Genomic DNA, 17,251 nt, shown 5'->3' with positions numbered 1-17,251 from the left:
CAACATACACCAAAAAAGAGGGCGAAGCTTCCCCCCTCTTTTATTTACTGTATTTGGTCACTATATATGCCTGATAACCGTGTCTGCCATGGTAAACAATCACAGGATTTCTATAATATAATTTTACATTTTTTGCAGCAGGTAAGTCAAGAGTGACTGCCGGCAGCATAATCGCCAGGCCGAAGCGCCGCCGGGTACCACGATTTTAACCCCGCCCCGCTCACAACCAGCGCTTTTTGCGGAAAAAACAAACCATCAGCAAGCCCATTGCCAGCATAACCGATAGAATCAGGAAATAACCGTATTCCCACCGGAGTTCGGGCATATATTCAAAATTCATACCATATACTCCGGCAATAAAGGTAAGCGGAATGAAAATGGTCGAGATAATTGTCAGCATTTTCATGACCTCACTCATTCTGTTGCTAATGGTTGATAAATAAATATCCAGCATGCCTGACAACATATCCCGGTAAATCTCAACCGTCTCAATTACCTGAATTACATGGTCATAGACATCCCGCAAATAAATAAAGGTTGCTTCCTGAATGTGGGAAGCCCGCCCCCGCTCCAGGGCGCTGACTAATTCCCGCACAGGCCATACCGCTTTGCGCATAAACAGCAGGTCATGTTTAAGCGCATGCAGTTCATGTAATAACTCAGGCCGCGGCTGAACGGCAATTTCATCTTCGAGAATTTCAATTTTTTCTCCTAAATGTTCAAGCAGCAAAAAATAATGGTCAACCACACAGTCAAGCAAAGCATAGAACAAATAATCTGCTCCCAGCCGGCAAATCTTACCCCGCTGGTTCTTAATCCGCTCAGAGACGTTGGATAACACATCCTTATCGCCAGGCAGACTTTCCATGAAAGAAATTACATAATTAGGCCCTAAAATAAAACTGACCTGCTCATCCTTATAATCTGCTTCCCAGGCTGTTATTGCCAGCGATTTCACGATTACACACAAATACTCGCCATAATCGCCAAGCTTAGGGCGTTGATTGGTATGCAAAATATCCTCCAGCACCAGCGGATGAATGGCAAACTGGCGGCCAATGCCCTCGACGGCATGAGAGGTAAGACCCTGTACATGGATCCAGGTTACACCGGGCCTTTCCACCAGTTGCGCCAAATCAGCTATCGCAACATCATTTATTTCGGTAACCGCATCACTGTTATAATTCAGCACAGTAATATGCGCTTTATCGGTACGGGTATCACCAAAATACAGTAAGGTCCCTGGCGGTAAGCCAACCTTGGAAGCCAAATTTTTCGCTAGTCTCGCCATAATCCACCCCATACAAAAAAAAATACGGCTTGCGCCGAGCCTTTGGCGACGGCAAAAGTCGCTGCTGGCCCGGTTCTTTAAGAAGATTATACTTTCTATTGGTACAAAAATAAGCCAGAAAACATATTCATCTTCTCTGACTTATTCACTCTTGCTAGCTACAGCCCTGCTGGTAACTATATATATTTTTTATTTTAAGAGATTATACTTCTGCAATTTTTGATAAAACCCTGATCTATGAATGCCAAGCAGCCTTGCCGCCTTACTCTTATTCCCCTCCGCTGCAGTCAGCGCCCTCATTATTGCCTGTTTTTCGGCATCATCTTTTATGTCGGCTAACTCATGGGCCCCATCTCCATCCTCGTCTTTGGCCGTAGTTCTGTTTAGCTTCTTAAGCATAGACGGCAGATGTTCAGGCGCAATCATGGTCTCATCATCCATCAAATTAATGACCCGCTCAAGCACATTTTCCAATTCGCGGACATTTCCCGGCCAGTTATATTGCATTAATAAAGCCATGGCCTCCGGGGTTACGCCTTCCACCCAATGCTCAATCTGGTTGCGAATTTTCTTAAGCAGCATCTGACACAATAAGGGAATATCCTCAGTTCGTTCTCTAAGGGGCGGAATTTGAAGGGTAAATATATTCAAACGGTAATACAGATCCTGACGGAATTGGTTCTGCTCGATCATTGCTTCCAGATCACGGTTGGTGGCAGCAATAACACGAATATCCAATTTTATCGTCTTGGTTGCGCCCAAACGTTCCAATTCCCGTTCCTGCAGCACCCGCAGGAGTTTGACCTGCATAGCCAGCGGCATTTCACCAATTTCGTCCAGGAAGATTGTCCCGCCGTTAGCCAGTTCAAATTTACCGGGTTTTCCGCCTTTACGCGCACCGGTAAAGGCACCTTCTTCATAGCCGAATAATTCGGCCTCCAGTAGATTTTCCGGCAAAGCTGCACAATTGACCTTAATAAACGGCCCTTGCCGCCGCCGGCTCGCGTTATGTACTGCATGAGCAAACAATTCCTTGCCTGTACCGCTTTCTCCTAAGATCAGGACAGTGGATGTACCTTTAGCAGCTTTGCCGGCCACATCCCGCAGCCATTTCATCTGCTGGCTGTTGCCAATAATACTCTCAAACGTAAACTTGCCGCCATACGCCTTAAACAACTCTTCTTTATAATACTCCAGCTCAGATTCCAGTTTATGGAGCTTCCCGGCCAAAGATTTCAGTTCTCTTATATCTTTAAATACCACATTACCGACAGCACCGATAATTTCGCCATCTTTAACAATGGGAATTCTGGTAACAATACAAGTATTATCTTTAATTTTCTGGATATCTGTAACTTCGGCTTTACCTTCCTGAGCCACAAGATGCATTCTGGTATTTTCAATAACATCAGCCACATGCTTGCCCACCACCGCTTTAGGGTCAACAGCCAGAAATTCGCTATAGGCTTTATTCAGCATGGTAATATGCCCCGTCTTATCGACGACCACAATACCTTCATGCATACTTTCCATAATGGATTCCAGAGTACTCTTAAGCCTTTTTATATCTTCAAGCTGAGTCACTACTTCGTTAAATTCGGTAATATCCTGAAAAATCCCAACCGCACCGACAAGCATGCCATCTTTAATAATCGGGGTACGGTTGGTCAGCACTTCACATTTTCCAATAAATTGACGTTGATTGACCTCTGGCAGACCAGTTTCCATGACACGGATGAGACCTGTATTAGGAATTACGTCATCTACCATTTGACCAATGACATTTTTGGCTTCCAGCCCGCTAATCGTCTCGGCGGCAGTATTAAAAAATGTCACAATACCATGGTGATTAACTACGACTACCCCATTGCAGACAGAATCAAGCACAGCCTGCATCTCCGCCATATCGGTCGACAAGAATGCTTTCGGCCGACGACCCTCTTCCTGTTTTTGCATTCCGAGACCTCCTGTTTCTACAATGTGTCTATCAAGGACAATTATAGAGCGCTATCCTGTTAGTGTCTATAGCAAAGTCTCCTCAGCAAGGATTTTGTCAGAAACTAAAGCAGACTTAGCTTCAGGTGTGGTTTTAATCCCAGCTGAAGGTTAGTCGCCCAACTTCCAGGGACTTGGCCGCTCGCCTGTGCCCGCAGGGCATAACTCCCGCTTGCAGAAGCCGGGAGCCTTAGAGCAGGTTAGCCTCAGGATAAATTATGCAAAAGTGATAACGAAGAATGCAGACATTCCTCGTTATCACCTGTTGGGGACAATAGCGGTTGATCACGTGCTACAGCTATCTCACAGTACTACTGTTATAGGGTACAAGCTCCGTCGACACTCAGTACTGTTCCATTGATAAATTTGGCATCATCTGAGGCTAAAAAGGCAAAAGCGGCGGCAATTTCCTCCGGTTCACCCAAGCGTCCGGCAGGCACCTTTACTAATATTTTGTCCTGCAGCACCTGCTCCGGAATCTTCTTGACCATGTCGGTGCCAATAAAGCCTGGTGCCACACAATTAAAACGCAGGCCGTTTTTCGCCATTTCTTTTGCCCACGATTTAGTCATGCCAATAACGCCCCATTTGGTGGCCGCATAGTTCGTTTGGCCCAGGTTACCATATATACCTACAACCGAAGAAGCAGTAAGCACCACTCCCGCTTGCCGCTCAAGCATATATGGCAGTACTGCCGAAGTGCAATTGAACACACCTGTCAAATTTACATCTATTACAGCATCCCATACTTCTTTGGTCATCTTTTTCATCATTGCGTCTTTAGTAATGCCCGCATTGTTAATCAGTATGTCTATTTTACCAAATGCCTCTATGGTTTTGGCTGTCATAGTCCTGACACTTTCCGGATCAGTAACATTAACCTGAACATAGATGGCTTGCGCACCCTTTTCAGTCACTTCTTTAACCGTAGCTGTGCCGTCGGCAAAATCGGCGACAACAACATTTGCACCCTCTTCGGCAAACCGCAGTGCGGTCGCTTTGCCAATCCCGCTGGCAGCTCCGGTAATAATTACAACTTTGTCTTCTAAACCTCTCATTAGAAATACCTCCTTCTAAAAATAGACCCTCCAGGACACAATAGTGTTCGAGCTTCCAGCTACATTGTACTGCATAAAACATGCCAACACTCAGAAGCGGGAAAGCAGAACGAAACCAATCGGCCTGAGCAGCTGTATCAATTCCTCCCACAGCCCAATCTTTTGGTTGAAAATAATTATAGTGGGAATAACTATACTCATACTTGACAAGTCACTGCCGGCAAACGACGACGGCACAAAACTGCGCACTGCCTGTCTTACTTCATATACACATTGTCTATTATTATAAACACCCACTCCTCCCTACAAATAGACACGCACTCCCCTTACCCTGCTAATTTATACAGAAAATACTTACTTTACTCTTAATTTCAACATTTCTTCCTATTGGCACAATACTTGCTTATAAAATAATCGAACACATATCACCAGGAGAGGAGGCTCGCTCGCAGCTTCAACAGCATGAGCATAGAGAAAACACATTCTAAATTTTTTAGGAGGTTAATTAAATGGAAGTAATAGGCATTCTCCTCAGTTTATTTCTCCTTATGTTCTTTGCATACCGTGGTTTTTCCGTAATCTTGTTTGCGCCGGTTTTTGCATTACTGGCAGCTTCACTGTCAGGCCTGGCCCTTATGCCGGCCTATACTGAATTATTTATGGCCAAAGCAGTTACCTACATTAAATCGTTTTTCCCGGTCTTCTTACTTGGGGCCGTTTTTGGGAAACTGATGGAAGACACCGGTTTAGCCAAAGGCATTGCCCACGCTATTATTAAAAGTCTGGGTAAAGAACGCGCCATTCTTTCCATTGTTTTGGCAGGCTGCGTGCTTACCTATGGCGGTGTAAGCCTGTTTGTTGTCGTATTTGCTATCTATCCTTTTGCATCAGCCTTATTTAAGGAAGCCGATATCCCCAAAAGATTGCTGCCTGCCACAATAGCCCTCGGTGCCTTTACTGCAACTATGGACAGTATTCCCGGCACACCCCAAATCCAGAATCTTATTCCTACCAACTTTTTCGGCACCAATATTTATGCCGCTCCCATTCTTGGTCTTATCGGCGGTGTAGCCATCTTAGGGTTTGGTATTGCCTGGCTGGAGTATCGCCGTAAAAAAGCCGCTGCCGCAGGTGAAGGCTACGGTAATCATACCCTGAATGAACCGGAAATTAAAGAAGATACCAAGCTTCCTTCCTGGCAGCTGGCTGTTCTGCCACTGTTAACCGTACTTGTAGTTAACTTTATTATGACCAATATGTTCACCTGGAATCCAGCCATGCTTGAGCCTTTTAAAGCTATGAATCTGCCAATGACTGCTCCTGCTGTTAAAAATGTTATCAGCATCTGGTCTCTAATTATCGCCCTGGTTTCCGGTATTGGCTTGACCATTGTCTTAGGCTACAGAAACCTCGGTTCAAGCAGCATGCTGGCAAAATCGCTCAACGCCGGTGCCATCGGCTCGCTCCTGGCCATCATGAATACAGCTTCTGAAGTAGGCTATGGCAATGTTATTGCCTCGCTCTCAGGCTTCAAATCCATCTCCAGTGCATTGATGAGCATTAAAGTGGGCGGTTCGCCGCTGGTATCGGAAGCCGTGACAGTCAATGTCCTCGCCGGCGTTACCGGCTCTGCCTCTGGTGGTATGTCTATCGCTTTAGACTTAATGGCCAAAGACTGGCTGGCATGGGCAAATTCCATCGGTATGTCACCGGAAATACTGCACCGGGTTGCCTCTATGGCTTCAGGCGGTATGGATACTCTGCCCCATAACGGTGCTGTAATTACCCTGCTTGCCGTATGCGGTCTGACTCATAAGGATTCTTACGGTGATATCTTTGTCCTGACCTGTCTCAAAACCCTGATGGTGTTTGTTGTCATTATGCTGCACTCCATGACCGGACTGCTGTAAGTTTTCCTGCGTTAAACTAAAAACCTGTGTTGTTTCGCAACACAGGTTTTTAATTGACCAGGGCATGTCCCCCTGTTTGCACCACAGCCAACCGGCATCAGAAACAACGAGAGAGGAACCGCTTATGGAAGTTTCGATTATTGAGCAATTTATTAAGCTAACTCCGTATTTGGCGGATTTAGCCACAGGTGATATCGGCATAAGTCTGACCAGCAAAGACAGGTATCTGTTTTATCAGCCTGGTAAAACATTGGATTTGCAAGTGGAAGTCGGCTCAGAGCTAAAGCCGGGCAGTGCGGTGTACCGTGCGGTACATGAACGCCGGCGTGTCATGATCAAGGGTGATAAAGCGTTATTCGGCCAGCCCTATATTGCGATTGCTGTCCCGCTGTTCAATGATAATCATGAAGTGATTGGCGCCGCCTGCTTCCAGGAAACAGTAGTCCGGCAGGAATCGTTGAAAGAAATGGCAGCCCAGCTAGCAACAGCCATCAGCGTTCTTGCCACAACAACCCAGAATATTTCAGCCCAAACGCAGGAACTGTCAGCCGTAAGCCAGACACTGACAAAAGTCTCACTGGAGTCTGCAGCCAGAACAAACGAAAGCGACCAGGTATTGCGCTTAATCCACAACATCGCGGCACAAACAAATTTACTTGGCTTAAATGCGGCGATCGAGGCCGCACGGGTGGGAGAGCAGGGACGGGGCTTCGGAGTTGTGGCTGAGGAAATTCGCAAACTGGCTGCCGGCAGTGCTGATTCTATCAAGAAAATTGATACCATCATAAAAACCATTCAGACAGACAGTCATAATTCCAACTCGCAAATTGAACAGATGCACCAGGTATTATTACAGGTAGCTGAAGCTACCACCAGCATCGCCAGCACAGCGCAGCAACTCAGCAGCATGGCACAGCAACTGGATAACATCGCAGACAGCCTGTTCCTGGACAAATAGCGACCATCCGGACGTAATAGACTGACGTACAGAAAACTAGACATGTGTTTATGCTTGTAAACACATAACTCTGTCGCCGATCTTCCCTTTACCCCGGAAAAGGCATGCCAGTATAAGCTTTATTTAGCTTTAAAGATAAATGGCACGTTTTTTGCATTAATCATAATTGACATACTTTTTAAGAAGGAGAGTGGCATAATGGCCAAAGTAATTAGCGCCCAAGCAGCCGCAAAATTGGTAAAGGACGGAGTTACCGTAGCTACTACCGGTTTTGTCGGCAATGCTCACGCAGAAGCATTGACCGGCGCTCTGGAAGAACGCTTCGTCGAAGAAGGTGCCCCGAAAGCTCTGACACTGATTTACTGCGCCGGACAAGGCGACGGCAAAGACCGTGGATTGAATCACTTCGGCAGGGAAGGTATGGTGAAACGGGCTGTCGGCGGACACTGGAACCTTGCACCCAAACTGGGTAAGCTTGCTGTCGAAAATAAAATAGAAGCCTATAACCTGCCACAAGGCACTCTGACCCATTGGTTCCGTAGCATAGCAGGGCGCAAGCCTGGCGTAATAACCAAGGTGGGCCTAAATACCTTTGTCGACCCCAGGGTTGAAGGCGGCAAGATCAATGATGTTACCACCGAAGACATAGTGGAAGTCATTGAACTTGGCGGCGAAGAATGGCTTTGGTATAAGCCTTTCCCGGTTGATGTTGCCTTAATCCGGGGTACAAGTGCCGATGAACGCGGCAATATTTCCCTTGAGCGCGAAGCCGGCGTTTCGGAGGCATTGGCTGTTGCCCAGGCAACCAAAAGCTCCGGCGGTATTGTTATCGCCCAGGTAGAACGGCTTGTAGCCAATGGCAGCATTCCTCCCATGCAGGTAAAAATACCGGGAATCAGTGTTGACTATATTGTTGTCACCGATAACCTCTCGCAGCATATGCAAACCTTCGCCGAGCAGTATAATCCCGCCTATTCCGGCGAAATCCGCGTGCCGCTGTCAGCCATTGCGCCCCTGCCGCTGAATGAACGCAAGATTATTTCCCGCCGTGCCGCTATGGAGCTAATTCCTGATGCCAAGGTAAACCTCGGTATCGGCATCCCTGAAGGAGTAGCCGTAGTGGCTAATGAGGAAGGTATCGGCGATACCCTGACACTGACGGTAGAAGCAGGTCCGGTAGGCGGCGTTCCGGCCGGCGGGCTGAGCTTTGGCGCCGCCATCAACGCCGAAGCCATTATAAGCCAGCCTGAACAGTTTGACTTCTACGACGGCGGCGGTCTGGACCTTGCATTTTTAGGGCTGGCCGAAACCGACAAGCACGGCAATATCAATGTCAGCAAATTCAAAGGCCGCGTGGCCGGCTGCGGTGGCTTCATCAATATTACCCAAAATGCCAAACGTGTTTTCTTCTGTGGCACCTTTACCGCCGGCGGCCTGAAAATCGAGGTGGCTGACGGCAAACTTGTCATCCGCAATGAAGGCAGCGCCAAAAAATTCCTGGAGCATGTTGAGCAGATTACCTTCAGCGGCCATTATGCCCAGAAAGTAAAGCAACCGGTCATGTTCATCACCGAACGGGCTGTATTTGAACTGACCGCCGATGGAATGATGCTTACCGAAATTGCCCCCGGCGTAGATTTAGAAAAAGACATTCTTGCCCACATGGACTTCAAGCCCATTATCTCTCCTGAATTAAAGACCATGGATGAGCGCATCTTCCGCGCCGAACCCATGGGCCTAAGCAAGTAGTAATTCATACAAACAAAGCATAAGGATGGTGCAATTATGAAAGAAGTAGTTATCGTCAGTGCAGTGCGTACTGCCATAGGTAATTTCAACGGTTCGCTGGCCTCAGTTGCCGCAACAGACCTCGGGGCCCTAACCATTAAAGCGGCTGTCGAAAAAGCCGGTATCAATAAAGAAACCATTGACGAAGTCATTTTTGGCAATGTACTGCAGGCAGGCCTGGGACAAAATCCAGCCCGGCAGGCAGCCATAAAAGCCGGCCTTCCTTATGAAACCCCGTCCTACACTATCAACAAAGTATGCGGCTCCGGGCTAAAAACCGTGAATCTGGCAGCCCAGGCCATTATGACCGATGATGCCGATATTGTTGTGGCCGGCGGTATGGAAAATATGACCCAGGCTCCTTATCTCTTAGACAACAAGGCCCGCTGGGGACTTAGAATGGGAAATGGCAAACTCACCGATGTTATGATTCATGACGGCCTCTGGTGCGCTTTTAATGATTACCATATGGGAATCACTGCCGAAAATGTTGCCGCCAAATTTAACATTACCCGTGAAGAACAAGACCAGTTAGCCTTTGAATCCCAGGCAAAGGCTTTGAAAGCCATTGAAGCAGGCGCTTTTAAAGAAGAAATTTTCCCGGTTGTCATCAAGAGCAAAAAAGGTGATACCACCTTTGATACCGATGAATATCCCAAAGCCGGCACAACCGCGCAGTCGTTATGCGGCTTAAAACCTGCTTTTAAAAAAGACGGCACGATTACTGCAGGCAATGCTTCAGGCATTAATGACGGCGCTGCCGCGCTTGTCATGATGTCTGCTGACAAGGCTAAAGAGCTTGGCCTCAAGCCGCTGGCCCGCATCCGTTCCTTTGCTTCAGGCGGTGTTGATCCTGCCATCATGGGTATGGGCCCGGTACCGGCAGCACGCAAAGCACTGCAAAAAGCCGGCCTGACGATTGCCGACATTGATTTAATTGAAGCCAATGAGGCTTTTGCCGCCCAGTTCCTGGCAGTCGGCAAAGAGCTCGGCTTTGACAAAGAAAAAGTCAATGTCAACGGCGGCGCAATTGCCCTCGGACATCCGATCGGTGCCAGCGGCGCCCGCATCCTGGTTACCTTATTGCATTCCATGCAAGCCAGAAAAGCCAATTTGGGTCTGGCCACCCTGTGCATTGGCGGCGGTCAGGGCGTTGCTACCATTGTAGAACGCCTGTAATAAAGAAAACACGGCTTGCGCCGAGCCTGTAGCGACAGCAAAAGCCGATGTTGCCTTGCCCTAACAGAAAGCTATACTTTCTGTTAGAATTAAAATAGGTTAGCTGCCACCTCCCATTCCACCAGAACGGGAGGTGGTATATTACATATTCTTTAAAAATAAGGAGGTCTAATTATGTTATTTGAACTTACCGAAGACCAGAAAATGACACAAAAACTTGTGCGTGAATTTGCCGAGAAGCAGGTAGCGCCCAGTGTTGCCGAACGGGATGAGCACAGTGAATTTTCCCGCGAGCTGTTTGACGCCATGGGTGAAATGGGTCTCACGGGAATTTGCTTTCCGGAGCAATACGGCGGCGCTGACGGCGATGTATTGAGTTACATCCTGGCGGTAGAAGAACTGTCCAAAGTAGATGACGGCATTGGCATCACCTTATCGGCAACCGTTTCCCTGTGCGCCTGGCCGATTTTTGCCTTTGGCACCGAGGAGCAAAAACAAAAGTACCTGACTCCGCTGCTCGAAGGTTCAAAAATGGGAGCCTTTGGTTTGACTGAACCCAACGCCGGTACTGACGCGGCTTCCCAGCAGACAGTTGCCGTCCTGGAAGGCGACCATTATGTCATTAATGGCAGCAAAATATTTATCACCAATGCCGGTGAAGCCGAAACCTATGTTATCTTTGCCATAACAGACAAAAGCAAAGGGGTAAAAGGCATCTCTGCCTTCATTATCGAAAAAGACATGCCTGGTTTTACCTTTGGTAAAAAAGAGCACAAAATGGGCATCAATACTTCCATTACCATGGAACTGGTGTTCCAGGAGCTTAAAGTGCCTAAAGAAAACCTGTTAGGTAAAGAAGGCGACGGCTTCAAAATTGCGATGGCCACCCTTGACGGCGGCCGTATCGGGGTAGCAGCCCAAGCTCTTGGTATTGCACAAGCGGCTCTTGACCATGCAGTGAAATATTCCAAAGAACGGGTGCAGTTCGGCAAGCCAATTGCCAGCAATCAGGCCATTGCCTTTATGCTGGCCGACATGGCTACCAAAGTGGATGCAGCCCGTCTGTTGGTATACCGTGCCGCCTATTTGAAAGATAAGGGCCTGCCGTATTCCAAAGAAGCTGCCATGGCCAAACTCTATGCCTCCGATGCCGCAATGGCCGTTACCACCGATGCCGTGCAAATTTTCGGCGGCTATGGCTACAGCCGCGAATATCCCGTTGAGCGCCTCATGCGCAATGCCAAGATTACCCAAATATACGAAGGAACAAACCAGGTACAACGCATGGTTATCTCCGGAGCCCTTTTACGCTAAAGATACCTTGAGCGGTATAAATAAGACACGGCTTGTGCCAACATAACGGGCAGCACAAGCCGCTGCCCTTATATACCTGGAATAGCATGTTCATAAAACAGGAGGCAATTTAGTTATGGAAATAGTAGTTTGTGTCAAGCAGGTGCCTGACACTACCGAAGTAAAAATCGACCCTGTGACCAATACCCTGATCCGTCAAGGAGTTCCCAGCATTGTCAATCCTTTTGACAAAAACGCCGTAGAAGCAGCCTTACAGCTTAAAGATACACATGGCGGCAAGGTAACTGTCATTTCCATGGGGCCGCCCCAGGCCAAGGACGCGCTGAAAGAATGTCTGGCCATGGGAGCTGATGAAGCCATTCTCTTAAGCGACCGGGCTTTCGGCGGTGCCGATACCCTGGCTACCAGCCACACCCTGGCTGCCGGCATTAAAAAGCTGGGCAAGGTGGACATTATTCTCTGCGGCAAACAGGCCATCGACGGAGATACCGCGCAGGTTGGCCCGGAAATTGCCGAACACCTTGATATCCCGCAGGTAACCTATGTCTCTAAAATCGAGGCCGAGGGCGGCAAGCTCAAAGTAGAGCGGGAACAGGAAGAAGGTTATGAAATCATTGAGGTCTCTACCCCGGTTATGCTGACTGTGGTAAAATCTATAAACATTCCCCGGAACCCGACAGTCAAAGGCACCATGAAAGCCAACCGCAAAGAGATTCCTGTCTGGACGGTAAACGAGGTTACAGTCGAAGCCGAAAAAATCGGTCTCAAAGGCTCACCTACACAAGTGCGCCGGATCTTTACCCCCACGCAGCGTACCCAGGGTGAGATTATTCAGGCAGACACAGCCCGCGAAGCGGCTGCACTGCTGCTACAAAAATTATCTGATGCCAAGATTGTCTAGGGGGTAGTAAATAATGGCTGTAAAAGTAATTGCTGAACAATGCATCGGCTGCAGTGCCTGTGTGGGTACCTGCCCGTTCGGTGCAATCATAATGGAAAACGACAAGGCGGTAATCACCGAAGCTTGTACTGCCTGCGGCGCCTGCGTGGACGTATGTCCGGTGGGAGCCATTGTACGGGAAGTTGAAGAAAAGACGGTTGCCATTGATAAAAGTAAGTACAAAGGGGTTTGGGTATATATCGAGCAAGTCGACGGACGTATCCGTAACGTAAGTCACGAGCTCTTAGGCGAAGGCCGCAAGCTGGCTAACGCCATGAACCAGGAATTAGCGGCTGTATTGATCGGCCAGGACGTAGCCGGCTTAACCAAAGAAGTCATTGCCAGCGGCGCTGATAAAGTCTATTTGGTGGAAGCACCTGAGCTTAAACACTATTCTACCGATGGCTACACCATCACCCTGACTGATTTAATTAATACCTATCGTCCTTCTGTAATTCTCATGGGTGCAACCAATGACGGCCGTGATCTTGGCCCCCGGGTTGCCTGCCGCGTCGGTACCGGGCTTACGGCAGACTGCACCAATTTGGACATTGACGAAGCCACAGGCTTGGTTGCCTGGACGCGCCCGGCATTTGGCGGTAATATCATGGCCACCATTCTGTGCCCTGACCACCGCCCGCAAATGGGCACTGTCCGCCCCAAAGTCTTTAAACGTCCGGAACAAGACTTTGCCCGCTCCGGAGAAATTATTAAGGTGGCCAGCAAGGTAAAACCGGAAGACATTCGCACCAAGCTGCTTGACGTAGTGCCAGTGGGTACCGCGTGCTGTAATCTGGAAGAAGCTGAATTCATTGTTTCGGGCGGCCGCGGCATGTGCAAACCCGAAAACTTCTCGCTCATCGAAGAACTGGCCAGTGCCCTGGGCGGCGCAGTGGGTGCTTCCCGGGCGGCTGTTGACGCCGGCTGGATACCGGCGCTAAACCAGGTTGGCCAGACAGGCAAAACCGTTGGTCCGAAAGTCTATATTGCCTGCGGCATTTCCGGCGCAATCCAGCATTTAGCAGGTATGTCCTCCTCCGATATCGTAATTGCTATCAACAAAGACCCTGACGCTCCCATCTTCAAAATGGCCGACTATGGTATTGTCGGTGATGTCCTGGAGGTAATTCCGGCACTGATTGCGGAAATTAAAAAGAGCAGAGGCGCGAACTAATAGCGGTCAAAAGTAAACCTTCACCGGAAACAAGTCTTATTTTAACAAAAAGGAGTGTTTTTTATGGTGCAAGACGTAAAATTTGCCGACATCCAGGTCGGTGACAAGGCCAGTATGGCCAAGACAGTCTCTGAGTATGACGTATATACCTTTGCCGGTCTCAGCGGCGACTTTAACCCTGTACACATCAACGCTGAATTTGCTAAAAACACAATGTTCAAAGGACGTATCGCTCACGGCATGTTATCGGCCGGCTTTATCTCGGCCCTGCTTGGCACAACCCTGCCTGGCGCCAATACCATTTACCTTGCCCAGGAACTGGCCTTCAAAGCCCCGGTAAAAATTGGTGATACCGTTACCGCCACAGTAGAGGTTATTGAAAAAATCGAAGCCAAGAACCGGTTAATCTTCAAAACCACAGTCATCAATCAGGAAGGCACTTTAGTTATCGACGGCAAAGCCACCGTAATGAAAAAAGGCTAATTAGCCGGGAATAGGCGTTGTGCATCGACAACGCCTATTCTTATAAGCAGTTAGCAAGAAAAATGGGAGGGTTATATCTCATGGAAATTAATAAAGTATTAATTATCGGTGCCGGTCAAATGGGCAGCGGCATTGCGCAAGTTATGGCCCAGGGCGGTCTTACTGTTATTTTGCAGGATATCAAACCGGAGTTTGTGCAAAAAGGCCTGCAAAGCATTGAAAAAAACCTCACAAAGGCTGTTGAAAAAGGCAAACTTGACGCTGACAGCAAAACAGCCATTATGAGTAGAATTTCCGGTGCAACCCAGCTTGACGCCACAACCTGCCAAGTGGATTTGGTGGTCGAAGCTGCCGTGGAAAATATGAATATCAAGCGGGAGATTTTTCAGACACTGGATACCCTGTGCCCTGCCCATACCATCCTGGCCTCCAACACCTCTTCCCTCCCGCTTACCGAAGTAGCTGCCACCACCAAACGGGCCGACCGGGTAATCGGTATGCACTTTTTTAATCCGGCACCTGTTATGAAGCTGGTAGAGGTAATCCGCGGCCTGGCAACAAGCCAGGAAACCTTTAAGCGTATTGAGGCGCTGAGCGTCAGACTGGGTAAAACGCCGGTCAATGTCGCTGATTTCCCTGGTTTTGTCGGCAACCGGATTATGATTCCGATGATCAATGAAGCCATTTATACCCTGATGGAAGGCGTGGCCAGTGCGGAGGATATTGACACAGTGGCCAAATTAGGCTTCAATCACCCCATGGGGCCGCTGGCGCTGTCTGATCTGATTGGTAATGACACCGTACTATATATCATGCAAGTCTTGTATGACGGCTATGGCGATCCCAAATATCGCCCTTGCCCACTGCTGAAGAAGATGGTTCAAGCCGGGTATCTTGGCCGTAAAAGCGGCAAAGGGTTCTTTGACTATACCAAGTAACTGCGAAAAAATACCGGTCAGGCACTGCCTTGTCCGGTATTGTGCCGCAACGATGTGATATGTAAGCAAAAAGAGGCTATGGACACCTTTGCTAAGGTAATCCACAGCCTCTTTGTTTTAGTACAAACACTACTTACACGGCAGCCGCCAGTTCAAGCTTGGCTTTAATCTCTTCATAGACTTCTTCCCACACAACAATTTGCGTTTTGGCAAAGCCGTTAAAGACGGTCGCCGAAGCCGAAGTATACGCGCCGCAGTTAGGCACCAGAATTAAGTCGCCAATTTCCAGCGGCACAGTGGGTTTGTCCCTAAACATAATATCCAGGGAATCGCAACTCGGTCCGGCAAAGGTTGCCGGAATTTTTTTGCCGGTCTTAAAGGTTTCAAGCTCAAAATCCCAGTGGTCAAAAATAACGCCGGAAAAGGTGCCGTACAAACCGTCATCCAGAAAATACCACTGTTGGTTGTTGCGTTCCTTGGTGCCGATAACCTGGGTAATAAGGTTAACCGCAGTACCGCAAATATAGCGGCCAGGTTCGGACCAAATTTCAGTCTCAGGAAAATACTGTCTGACAGCTTTATAAATTTCCGCAGCCATGACGGCAACATCCGGTTCCTCGGTCAGGGTCGGGATAGGAAAACCGCCGCCAATATCAAGAATTCTAAGATTCATGCCCCGCTCGGCAGCAGCGCTAAACAGCTCCCGGCAAGTTTTGAGCGCCTCAAGGTATGCCGCATTATCTGTTGATTGGCTGCCAACATGAAAGCATAAACCGGCAACATCCAGCCCGGCGGCCTGGGCCTTGGTCAAAAGCGCCAGCGCTTCATCAGCATGGGCACCAAACTTTTTGTTAAGGTCAACAAGCGCATGCGGATTGTCCACCCGTATCCGCAGCAGCACCGTAGCTCCCGGTTCGGCGGCCGCCATCTTGCCAATTTCACTTTCACAATCAAAGGTAAATTTATTCACCCCGACAGCATGCGCTACCTTCAGGCCGCTTGCCGTTTTCATAGGATTGGCATACACCATACGCGCCGAATCAATGCCCATGCGATTGAGCATTTGCATTTCGCCGTCAGAGGCTACATCAAAATAACCGCCAAGCTCATGAATCTTCCGGACAATACGCTCATCCGGATTGGCTTTGACAGCGTAATATATTTTAACACCCGGCATATTCTCTGCCAACAGATTGTAATTAAGTTCAATTTGTTCTAAAGACAGCACCAAAAGCGGTGTGCTGTAGGTATCGGCCAGCGCCTTCACAGCATTCTGGGATAACCTAAAATATTTCACTTATCATCGCTCCTTTACGCGCAAAAATTTTTGAAAATTACTATATGATTGTAACATAACTGACCCAAAGTGCAAGTACATTTTCTAAAAAAAATAAAACCCGCATACCTCTATAGGATATGCGGAAAATTACATAGTAAGCCTGGGATTTATTATGCAGTTTTGCGCCATTTTTCCAGCAGGATATTGCGGGGACTTACACCGCTGTTTAATAGCCTGGCAGCATAGGTTTTACCCTTGTTTATCTTTTCCATAACCGCGAGTGACGGTCTGGGGTCGCCATAAATGCACCACATGCCCCGGCAGCTCAAACATTCCTGTCCTTTCCCCATAAAACCCAGTACATCCTTGAGCGGTATACCCAGCAGAAGCCCGATTTCATGCGGACACCCGCCCTGATACCGTTGCTTTAAGCATTCTATGTTTTCATATAGGGGACAATCGGCTTTGTAGCCAAACTCCTCCAGAAACTGGCAATGTTCAGTTTGTTTTAAACACCCTTCCAAACTTTCCGGGTGATAAAACAATACCGTAAGGCTGTTGCCCTTCTCCCTGACAATCGTCCAGTCGATAGTAGCCTCACGCAGGAAGGCGGCGCCGAATTTACGCCAAAAGGTTTGCCGGGAAAATCTACGACAGTCGACAAAGGTAAGCAGTGTCGCCGGTTTTTCTCCCAAAATGGTGGGTGCTAATTCAATAATCAACCAGCGGAAAAAGTCAGCAGGAGTATTTTGATTCTCCAGCTTTACAAAAGTCTTACCTGTTTTCATCCACATTATATCGCTGCCCCTTCCAGATATTGTTTTCCCTTATAGCATTCCATGCAAATTTAGTTTAAGTATATTGATTATCATTATCATTTACATTGTTAGTATAGCCTTATTTTTCCCTGTTGTCAATTGCCATTCATAAACCTTTATAAAACA

At 48.1% G+C, this 17,251-nt stretch carries 15 protein-coding genes; 9 read left to right on the top strand and 6 right to left on the bottom strand.

The window, feature by feature from the left end:
• Positions 1-220 precede the first annotated feature (220 nt).
• From corA to SPSPH_RS00790, 4 genes are all read right to left on the bottom strand, one after another.
• Positions 221-1,291 carry a magnesium/cobalt transporter CorA gene (gene corA, locus SPSPH_RS00805; protein ID WP_075752305.1) on the bottom strand — a complete coding sequence of 357 codons (1,071 nt, stop codon included), beginning with the start codon at positions 1,289-1,291 and terminating at the stop codon, positions 221-223.
• A 189-nt stretch (positions 1,292-1,480) separates the two neighbouring features.
• Complete coding sequence (locus SPSPH_RS00800; protein WP_083945335.1) at positions 1,481-3,247, bottom strand: sigma-54 interaction domain-containing protein; 1,767 nt, start codon at positions 3,245-3,247, stop codon at positions 1,481-1,483.
• A gap of 356 nt (positions 3,248-3,603) precedes the next feature.
• A complete protein-coding gene (locus tag SPSPH_RS00795; protein WP_075752303.1) occupies positions 3,604-4,344 on the bottom strand; it encodes a beta-ketoacyl-ACP reductase in 741 nt (246 codons plus the stop codon).
• Between the two features lie 90 nt (positions 4,345-4,434).
• On the bottom strand, positions 4,435-4,641 hold the full coding sequence (locus tag SPSPH_RS00790; RefSeq protein WP_075752301.1) for a hypothetical protein: 207 nt from the start codon (positions 4,639-4,641) through the stop codon (positions 4,435-4,437).
• Positions 4,642-4,853: 212 nt separating this feature from the next.
• Here SPSPH_RS00790 and SPSPH_RS00785 point away from each other — a divergent pair, with 212 nt between their 5' ends.
• From SPSPH_RS00785 to SPSPH_RS00745, 9 genes are all read left to right on the top strand, one after another.
• Complete coding sequence (locus SPSPH_RS00785; protein ID WP_075752299.1) at positions 4,854-6,254, top strand: GntP family permease; 1,401 nt, start codon at positions 4,854-4,856, stop codon at positions 6,252-6,254.
• 124 nt (positions 6,255-6,378) lie between these two features.
• On the top strand, positions 6,379-7,212 hold the full coding sequence (locus SPSPH_RS00780; RefSeq protein WP_075752297.1) for a methyl-accepting chemotaxis protein: 834 nt from the start codon (positions 6,379-6,381) through the stop codon (positions 7,210-7,212).
• A 198-nt stretch (positions 7,213-7,410) separates the two neighbouring features.
• Positions 7,411-8,961, top strand: a complete 1,551-nt coding sequence (locus SPSPH_RS00775; RefSeq protein ID WP_075752295.1) for an acyl CoA:acetate/3-ketoacid CoA transferase — start codon at positions 7,411-7,413, stop codon at positions 8,959-8,961.
• A 36-nt stretch (positions 8,962-8,997) separates the two neighbouring features.
• A complete protein-coding gene (locus SPSPH_RS00770) occupies positions 8,998-10,179 on the top strand; it encodes an acetyl-CoA C-acetyltransferase (RefSeq protein WP_075752293.1) in 1,182 nt (393 codons plus the stop codon).
• A 174-nt stretch (positions 10,180-10,353) separates the two neighbouring features.
• Positions 10,354-11,493: an acyl-CoA dehydrogenase gene (locus tag SPSPH_RS00765; protein ID WP_075752291.1), complete on the top strand. Its 1,140-nt coding sequence runs from the start codon at positions 10,354-10,356 to the stop codon at positions 11,491-11,493.
• Between the two features lie 115 nt (positions 11,494-11,608).
• Positions 11,609-12,394 carry an electron transfer flavoprotein subunit beta/FixA family protein gene (locus SPSPH_RS00760; RefSeq protein ID WP_075752289.1) on the top strand — a complete coding sequence of 262 codons (786 nt, stop codon included), beginning with the start codon at positions 11,609-11,611 and terminating at the stop codon, positions 12,392-12,394.
• 13 nt (positions 12,395-12,407) lie between these two features.
• Positions 12,408-13,607 carry an electron transfer flavoprotein subunit alpha gene (locus SPSPH_RS00755; protein WP_075752287.1) on the top strand — a complete coding sequence of 400 codons (1,200 nt, stop codon included), beginning with the start codon at positions 12,408-12,410 and terminating at the stop codon, positions 13,605-13,607.
• Between the two features lie 63 nt (positions 13,608-13,670).
• Complete coding sequence (locus SPSPH_RS00750; RefSeq protein WP_075752285.1) at positions 13,671-14,090, top strand: MaoC family dehydratase; 420 nt, start codon at positions 13,671-13,673, stop codon at positions 14,088-14,090.
• Positions 14,091-14,170: 80 nt separating this feature from the next.
• Positions 14,171-15,028 carry a 3-hydroxybutyryl-CoA dehydrogenase gene (locus tag SPSPH_RS00745; RefSeq protein WP_075752283.1) on the top strand — a complete coding sequence of 286 codons (858 nt, stop codon included), beginning with the start codon at positions 14,171-14,173 and terminating at the stop codon, positions 15,026-15,028.
• Positions 15,029-15,161: 133 nt separating this feature from the next.
• Here SPSPH_RS00745 and SPSPH_RS00740 read toward each other — a convergent pair whose 3' ends face one another.
• A complete protein-coding gene (locus SPSPH_RS00740) occupies positions 15,162-16,325 on the bottom strand; it encodes a type III PLP-dependent enzyme (RefSeq protein WP_075752281.1) in 1,164 nt (387 codons plus the stop codon).
• 152 nt (positions 16,326-16,477) lie between these two features.
• Positions 16,478-17,101, bottom strand: a complete 624-nt coding sequence (locus tag SPSPH_RS00735) for a DUF3793 family protein (RefSeq protein ID WP_075752279.1) — start codon at positions 17,099-17,101, stop codon at positions 16,478-16,480.
• Positions 17,102-17,251 lie beyond the last annotated feature (150 nt).

Origin of the sequence: Sporomusa sphaeroides DSM 2875 (assembly GCF_001941975.2) — a bacterium.
In the GTDB taxonomy this organism is placed as follows: Bacteria; Bacillota; Negativicutes; order Sporomusales; family Sporomusaceae; genus Sporomusa; species Sporomusa sphaeroides.
This window is presented reverse-complemented; position numbering and strand designations above follow the sequence as displayed.